Here is a 7,481-nt window from a genome sequence, read left to right as displayed (position 1 = left end):
CGCTGTGCTTTTGATTTTGATCTGACTGCCCCAATAAGCCCGAGGCCGAACGCAGGTATTGCGCAGCGGGTAAACCGGCAGGACGCCGGTTTAGCCGCGCCGGGCCATGGATGGCCCGTCGCGGCGGCCCGCGGAGTAATGCCGGAGTGAGGGAACGCCGAGCCTAGGCGAGGCGCCGACAGGCGGGGCAGAGCGCTTTGGTTACTTTGCCGCTTTTGCAAAGTGACTCGCTGTAAGAGCGAAACCATAGGTGGCCGTTACCGAAGAAACGGATATGTACCCAATCAATCACCCCACCATCTCCCGAACCCGATACCACAACATCCCCAACGCCAACAGCGGCGAACGCAACACCTTCCCCCCGGGAAACGTCATATGCGGCACCTGGCTGAAAATATCCAACCCTTTACTCTGCCCCGCATGAATTCCTTCCGCCAATAACCGCGCACACCAATGCGTCACGTTAAGGCCATGCCCCGAATACCCCTGGGCATAGAACACATTCGGGTGCTGCTTCAACCGCCCCACCTGCGGAAACCGGTTAGCCGTAATCCCAATCTTCCCCCCCCACTGAAACTCAATCGCCGTATCCACCAACTGCGGAAAAACCTTGAGCATCTTCGGCCGCATATACCCCGCGATATCCACCGGATCACGCCCCGAATAATGACAAGCCCCCCCAAACAACAACCGCCGATCCGCCGAAAGGCGGTAATAATCCAACCCCACTTTCTGATCACACAACGCCAGGTTCTGCGGAATCAACTGATCAGCCACCCCAACCGACAGCGGCTCGGTCGCAATGATGTAGCTCCCCGCTGGCAGCACCTTGCCGCTCAACTTCGGCTCCAATTCCTCCAGATGCGCATTGCACGCCAGCACCAGGTTACCGGCGCGCACGGTGCCGGACGCGCAACGCACCTGCACCGTGTCGCCATGGATCAACTCCAGCACCGGGCTGTCTTCAAAGATCCGCACCCCAAGGGATTCGGCCACTCCAGCCTCCCCCAGCACCAGGTTCAACGGGTGCAGATGCCCGGAGCCCATGTCCACCAGGCCACCGGCATACAAGCCTGAGCCAACCACCTGCGCCATATCCTGCGATGCCACCAACCGTGTTTCAGGCGCATACCCCAAGGCAGCCAGGCTCTCCAGCTCCCCCTGAAACGCCGCAAACTGCGCCGGCGTATTCGCCAACTCGCAAAACCCCCAGCGCAAATCACAGTCAATCCCGTGCTCGCGAATCCGCTCCCCCACCAGCGTCACCGAATCGATCCCGGCCTGCTGCAGGTAACGCACGCCCTCCTCCCCCACGTACCTGGCAAAGCCCGATACGTCATGCCCAATCCCGCGAATCAACTGCCCGCCATTGCGCCCGCTGGCGCCCCAGCCAATCCGCCGGGCCTCCAGCAGGATCACCGACAGCCCGCGCTGGGCCAGTTCGATGGCGGTGTTGACCCCGGTGAACCCACCGCCGATCACACACACATCGGCGGTCAGGTCAGCCCCCAGCGCTGGGCGCCGGGGCATGGCGTTGGCCGAAGCCAGGTAATAGGAACGAGCGTGGTCGGAGGAGGAACGGTTCATTTGTTGGTCTTCACTTTGCTCCAGGACCGCGTCATCAAGCGCATGACGGCGGGCGTCGGGGTGGTGGAAATGTAGAGTTTGTCGAGCACTTCCTGGGACGGGTAGATCTCGGGGTTGTTCACCAGCTCGGGGGCCATGAAGGCCTTGGCCGCCGGGTTCGGGTTGGCGTAGCCGACGCTGGCGCTGACCTTGGCGATCACTTCAGGGTCCAGCAAGTAGTTGATGAAGGCGTGGGCGGCTTTCGGGTTGGCGGCGTCCGCCGGGATGGCCAGCAGGTCGAACCACAGGTTGCTGCCTTCCTTGGGAATCGAGTAGGCGATGTTCACGCCGTTCTTGGCTTCCTTGGCGCGGTTGGCCGCCTGGAACACGTCGCCGGAATAACCGAAGGCGACGCAGATATCACCGTTGGCCAGGTCCGAGATGTACTTGGAGGAATGGAAATAAGTGATGTACGGCCGCAGGGTCAGCAGCTTGGCCTCGGCCTGTTTGTAGTCTTCGGGATTCTCGCTGCGCGGGTCCTTGCCCATGTAGTTGAGGATCGCCGGGAACAGTTCATCCGCCGAGTCGAGGAACGCGACGCCGCACTCGTGGAGCTTCTTGATGTTCTCCGGTTCAAACAGCACGGCCCACGAATCGATATGGTCGATGCCCAACACCTGCTTGACCTTGTCCACGTTATAGCCGATGCCGTTGGTGCCCCACAGGTACGGCACCGAATGCTCGTTGCCCGGGTCGTTTTTCTCCAGCAGCTTGAGCAGCTTGGGGTCGAGGTTCTTGAAGTTGGGTAGCTGCGAACGGTCCAGCTTGAGGAACGCGCCGGCCTTTACCTGGCGCGCCAGGAAGTGGTTGGACGGCACCACCACGTCGTAGCCGGTACGGCCGGCAAGCAGCTTGCCCTCCAGGGTTTCATTGGAGTCGAACACGTCGTAGATCACCTTGATCCCGGTCTTGGCCTGGAAGTCGGCCAAGGTGGTCTCACCGATGTAGTCGGTCCAGTTGTACACACTGACCGTCTGCGCGGCGTGGCCCGCGCTGCTGAACAACGCCGCCAAGGCCAGTGGGAGAAGCTTTTTCACCAGACGCATATCGACACCCCTTTGCTTGATTGATTTTTATGTATTCATCCAGCCATTCTGCCCGTAGCAGCTGTCGAGCCTTGGCGAGGCTGCGTAGCGTTGTATCAGACACAATTGCGGTGGGCCCGACGCAGCCTCGCTAAGCTACGGACGAGTCGTCAGACGCTCAGCAGCAGGAATTCACGTTCCCAGGAGCTGATGACTCGCTTGAAGTTCTCGTGTTCGGCGCGCTTGACCGCGACGTAGCCGCGCACAAACTTGTCCCCCAGGTACTGCTTGACGGTGTCGCACTCTTCCATGCGCGCCAGGGCGTCTTCGATGGTGATCGGCAGCCTCAGGTTGCGGCGTTCGTAGGCACGGCCTTCCACCGGGGCGCTGGGCTCGACCTTTTCGATCATGCCGAGGTAGCCGCACAGCAGGCTGGCGGCGATGGCCAGGTACGGGTTGGCGTCGGCACCCGGCAGGCGGTTTTCCACGCGCATGGCGTCGGGGCTGGAGCTCGGTACGCGCAGGCCGACGGTGCGGTTTTCTTCGCCCCACTCGACGTTGACCGGTGCCGAGGTGTCCGGCAGGAAGCGGCGGAACGAGTTGACGTTAGGCGCAAACATCGGCAGCAGCTTGGGGATGTACTTCTGCAGGCCGCCGATGTGGTTGAGGAACAGTTGGCTCTTGTTGCCGTGCTCATCGACAAACACCTGCTTGCCGGTGGCGATCTCCACCACGCTCTGGTGCAGGTGCATGGCGCTGCCGGGCTCGTCGGCCACCGGTTTGGCCATGAAGGTGGCCGCCACGTTGTGCTTGAGTGCAGCCTCGCGCAGAGTGCGTTTGAACACGGTGATCTGGTCGGCCAGGTCCAGGGCGTCGCCGTGGCGGAAGTTGATTTCCATCTGCGCCGGGCCGTCTTCATGGATCAGCGTGTCGAGGTCCAGGCCCTGGGCTTCGCACCAGTCGTAGACGTCTTCGAACAGCGGGTCGAACTCGTTGGCAGCGTCGATGGAGAACGACTGGCGGCCACTTTCGGCGCGACCGGAACGGCCCAGTGGGGTCTTCAGCGGCAGGTCCGGGTCTTCGCAGCGCTGGGTCAGGTAGAACTCCATCTCCGGCGCGACAATCGGCTGCCAGCCCTGGTCGGTATAGAGTTGCAGGACCTTTTTCAGCACGTTGCGCGGCGACAGTTCGATGGGGTTGCCCTGCTTGTCGAAGGTGTCGTGGATCACGATGGCGGTGGGCTCGATGGCCCATGGCACCACGTAGGTGGCGTTGGACACCGGGCGGCAGATCATGTCGATGTCGGCCGGGTCCAGCAGGTCGTAGTAGATATCGTCGTCGACAAAGTCCCCGGTTACCGTTTGCAGCAACACACTTTCCGGCAGGCGCATGCCTCGCTCATGCAGGAACTTGTTGGTGGGCGAAATCTTGCCGCGTGCGATGCCAGTCAAATCACTGATCACGCATTCGACTTCGGTAATCTTGTGTTCTTTCAGCCAGGCGGACAGCTGATCGAAGGGGGCGTTCATAAGGACCTCGTCATGGGTTGGATGCTGCGCCGCGGGCTTCCCTCGCGGCGCATTGAGGTCTATCTTGGGCCAGCCGTCCAACGGCATCTATCCACTTTGCGCCAACCACAACGCACCAATAGAGTGCGCCCAGGTTACCCATGACACAGGCAACAGCTTTGCGCGTACAGGCCTTCACCACCGGTGATGTGGCCGCTCAATGCAGTGCGACACCCGGTTGGGTGCAGCAGTACCAGCAGATGTCCCCAGGGCATTTCGCCGGGCAGATCCGCTACCTCGACCTGCAAGGTGTCGAGGTGTACGAAGAGCGGATGAACACCCGGGTGGAGCAGAACTTCAACGCGCCGCCGGGTTCCCTGGCGTTCTGTTTCGATGGCAGCGACAACGCGCTGTACGTGCTCAATGGCGAAAGCCGCAACACCTGGATCACCCCGGAAAACTACCGCGAAGTGGCAGTGGTGTTCGGGCCGCAGTTTGTCCAGCGCCATGGTCTGGATGTGGCGAAGCTGGAGGGGTTGTTCATGGCCCCGCTCAACTCCCTGCAAAACCCGTTGTTCAGCCGCTGGCTCAGCGGCACGCTGACGCGGCTGTCGGCGACGCTTGACCCGCCGAGTCGTGATGCGCTGACTCAGCAGTTACTGGACGACTGCCTGTTCATCCTCGACAACGCCTGCGTGTGCCTCGACAAGGGCTCATTGCAGCGACGCACCGAGGAGCGAATCATCATGGCGCGCATTGGCGAATGGGCGGCGGATGTGCCGGATGAAACCGTCAACCTGCTGCAACTGGCGCGCATTGCCGGGGTGCCGTTGCGCCAGTTGCAGCACGGGTTCAAGACGTATACCGGGATGAGCCCGGCGCAGTGGTTGCGGTTGCGCCGGTTGAACAGTGCACGGCGGGAGTTGTTGAACCCGCCGTCAGTGGACACCACCGTGGCGGAGGTGGCGATGAATTGGTCGTTCTGGCATTTGGGGCGGTTTTCCAACAGCTATCGGGCGTTGTTTCAGGAGTTGCCCAGCGAGACCCTGAAGCGCCAGAGGTAAATGTAGGAGCGGGCTTGTATGGGAGCGGGCTTGCTCGCGAATGCGGTGGGTCAGTCAATAAATCTGGCACTGATACACCGCCTTCGCGAGCAAGCCCGCTCCCACATTTGAAGATCGTTCCCACGCGGAGCGTGGGAACGATCAGGTCCGAAGAAACGCCAGCATCAACTGATTCACCCGCTCCGCCGCCTCCAACTGCACCATATGCCCCTGCCCCGGCAGTATCTCCACCTGAGCGTCCACCCCTTGGGCATGGCTCGCCGGGATGATTGCGTCCTCACTGCCCCAGATCACCAGGCTCGGCTGCTGCCCCACCACACTGCGCAAATCCACCAATTGCCGACCACCGCTGAACAACGCTCCGGTGATCTGCCGCAACGCCTGCTCCACACCCTCCAGGCGCTTGAACTTGAGCATGTCTTCCAGCATCTGCCGAGTCACCAGCGCCGGATCGCTGAACAGTTGCACCAGTTGCGGCTTGAGTGCATTGCGATTGCTCGCGTCGATAAAACCTTGCAGGTAGTCACTGTTGATCTGCGTACCCAACCCAGCGCTGGCGATCAGGGTCAACGACGCCACACGCTGCGGTGCCACCCGCGCGAGGTTCAGGGAAACCAGCCCGCCCATGGAATGCCCGGCGAGGTGTACCCGGTCAACCTTCAGATAATCCAGCAGTGCCAATACCGCCTGGCTCAGCTCCTCAAGCTCGCCCGTTTGCAGGTACTTGCCCGACTCGCCATGCCCCGGCAAATCCAGGGCGATCACCCGCCGCTCAGCCGCGAGCACCGGGTGATTGAACAGCCAGTTATTCAGGTCGCCACCAAAGCCGTGCACCAGCACCAGCGGTGTGCCGCCCTCCCCGAGGTCCAGATAGCGCAGCAGGCGCCCGCCCACCTCGACCTTCTGTGCCGATGGCCCGCTGGCTTCAGCCTCGGCGGCACTGGAAACGAACCCCGCCTGGAACGCCTCGATCACCCCATCAATCTCGGCCTCGCTGGCCTCGCCTTCCACCACGATTGCCAGCAATGCCCCCACGGGCAATGTCTCATCGCTCTGGGCCAACACCCGCCGCAGCACCCCGCTGAAGGGTGCCTCGACACTGCTGGAAATCTTGTCGGTCTCGACATCCAGCACTTCTTCACCCTTCTCCACCGGGTCGCCCGGCTGCTTGAGCCAGACATCAACCCGGCCCTCGGTCATCGACAGCCCCCACTTGGGCATGGTCAGTGTATGGATCATGCGGCATTCCTCTTGTCGGCGATCTTCAGCACCGCAGCTTCGATCTTCGCCGCGTTGGGGATGTACAGGTCCTCCAGGGCATCGGAGAACGGCACCGGCGTGTGAGGCGCGGTGACCATTTCGATCGGCGCGCGCAGGAAGCCGAACGCCCGTTGCGCCACCAATGCACTGATGTCCGTGGCAATCGAGCAACGTGGGTTGGACTCGTCGATCACCACCAGGCGCCCGGTTTTCTCCACGCTTTCAAGGATGCTGTCTTCGTCCAGCGGGCTGGTGGTGCGCAGGTCCAACACTTCGCAGTCGATACCCTGGCGCGCCAGATTAGCTGCGGCTTCCAGGGCGATGTGCACCATGCGCCCGTAGGTCACCAGGGTTACATCGTTGCCTTCACGCACGTAGTTGGCTTCGCCGAACGGCACGGTGTACAGCTCTTCCGGCACTTCGCCCTGGAGGCTGTAGAGCATTTTGTGTTCGAGAAAAATCACCGGGTCGTTGTCGCGGATCGCCTGGATCAGCATGCCCTTGGCGTCATAGGGCGTGGCCGGGCACACCACCTTGAGCCCGGGAATATGCGTCCACATTGAGGTGAGCATCTGCGAATGCTGGGCCGCCGCACGCAGGCCGGCGCCGTACATGGCGCGCACCACCAGCGGCGTGGTGGTCTTGCCGCCGAACATATAGCGAAACTTCGCCGCCTGGTTGAGCAACTGGTCGAGGCAGCAGCCGATAAAGTCGACGAACATCAACTCGCACACCGGGCGCATGCCACGGGTGGCTGCACCGACGGCCATGCCCACATAACCGACCTCGGAAAGTGGCGCGTCGAGCACGCGGTCGGGGAATTCCGGATACAGCCCCTTGGTGACGCCGAGCACGCCACCCCAGGCGTCCTGTTCACCGGGCGAACCGGTGCCGCCGGACACGTCCTGGCCGATGATGAACACGCTCTGGTCGCGGCGCATTTCCTGGGCCAGGGCTTCGTTGATTGCCTGCTGATAGCTGATTTTTCTAGCCATGAT

At 62.0% G+C, this 7,481-nt stretch carries 6 protein-coding genes; 1 reads left to right on the top strand and 5 read right to left on the bottom strand.

What is annotated here, in order from left to right; genetic code table 11:
- Window positions 1-288: 288 nt before the first annotated feature.
- From HX869_RS29915 to HX869_RS29905, 3 genes are all read right to left on the bottom strand, one after another.
- On the bottom strand, window positions 289-1,587 hold the full coding sequence (locus HX869_RS29915) for an FAD-binding oxidoreductase (RefSeq protein ID WP_178904085.1): 1,299 nt from the start codon (window positions 1,585-1,587) through the stop codon (window positions 289-291).
- Window positions 1,584-2,672, bottom strand: coding sequence for a polyamine ABC transporter substrate-binding protein (locus tag HX869_RS29910; protein ID WP_003219153.1), 1,089 nt, complete (start codon window positions 2,670-2,672; stop codon window positions 1,584-1,586). Before HX869_RS29910 ends, HX869_RS29915 begins: the two co-directional genes overlap by 4 nt.
- A 149-nt stretch (window positions 2,673-2,821) precedes the next feature.
- Window positions 2,822-4,180 (bottom strand): glutamine synthetase family protein, encoded by a 1,359-nt coding sequence (locus HX869_RS29905; protein WP_003219154.1) that lies wholly within the window; start codon window positions 4,178-4,180, stop codon window positions 2,822-2,824.
- Window positions 4,181-4,320: 140 nt separating this feature from the next.
- Between HX869_RS29905 and HX869_RS29900 the strand changes: the two genes are divergently transcribed.
- Window positions 4,321-5,223 (top strand): helix-turn-helix domain-containing protein, encoded by a 903-nt coding sequence (locus tag HX869_RS29900; protein ID WP_102368651.1) that lies wholly within the window; start codon window positions 4,321-4,323, stop codon window positions 5,221-5,223.
- Between the two features lie 141 nt (window positions 5,224-5,364).
- Here the strand turns inward: HX869_RS29900 and HX869_RS29895 are convergent, their stop codons facing one another.
- Entirely contained in the window at window positions 5,365-6,462 is a 1,098-nt protein-coding gene (locus HX869_RS29895; protein ID WP_178904084.1) for an acetoin dehydrogenase dihydrolipoyllysine-residue acetyltransferase subunit, read from the bottom strand.
- On the bottom strand, window positions 6,459-7,478 hold the full coding sequence (locus tag HX869_RS29890) for an alpha-ketoacid dehydrogenase subunit beta (RefSeq protein WP_003219158.1): 1,020 nt from the start codon (window positions 7,476-7,478) through the stop codon (window positions 6,459-6,461). The genes HX869_RS29895 and HX869_RS29890 overlap by 4 nt, the downstream gene beginning before the upstream one ends.
- Window positions 7,479-7,481 lie beyond the last annotated feature (3 nt).

The sequence above is a fragment of the Pseudomonas sp. P7779 genome (assembly GCF_013386315.1).
In the GTDB taxonomy this organism is placed as follows: Bacteria; Pseudomonadota; Gammaproteobacteria; order Pseudomonadales; family Pseudomonadaceae; genus Aquipseudomonas.
Note: the sequence above shows the minus strand (reverse complement) of the source record. Positions and strands in the feature narration are given on the sequence as shown.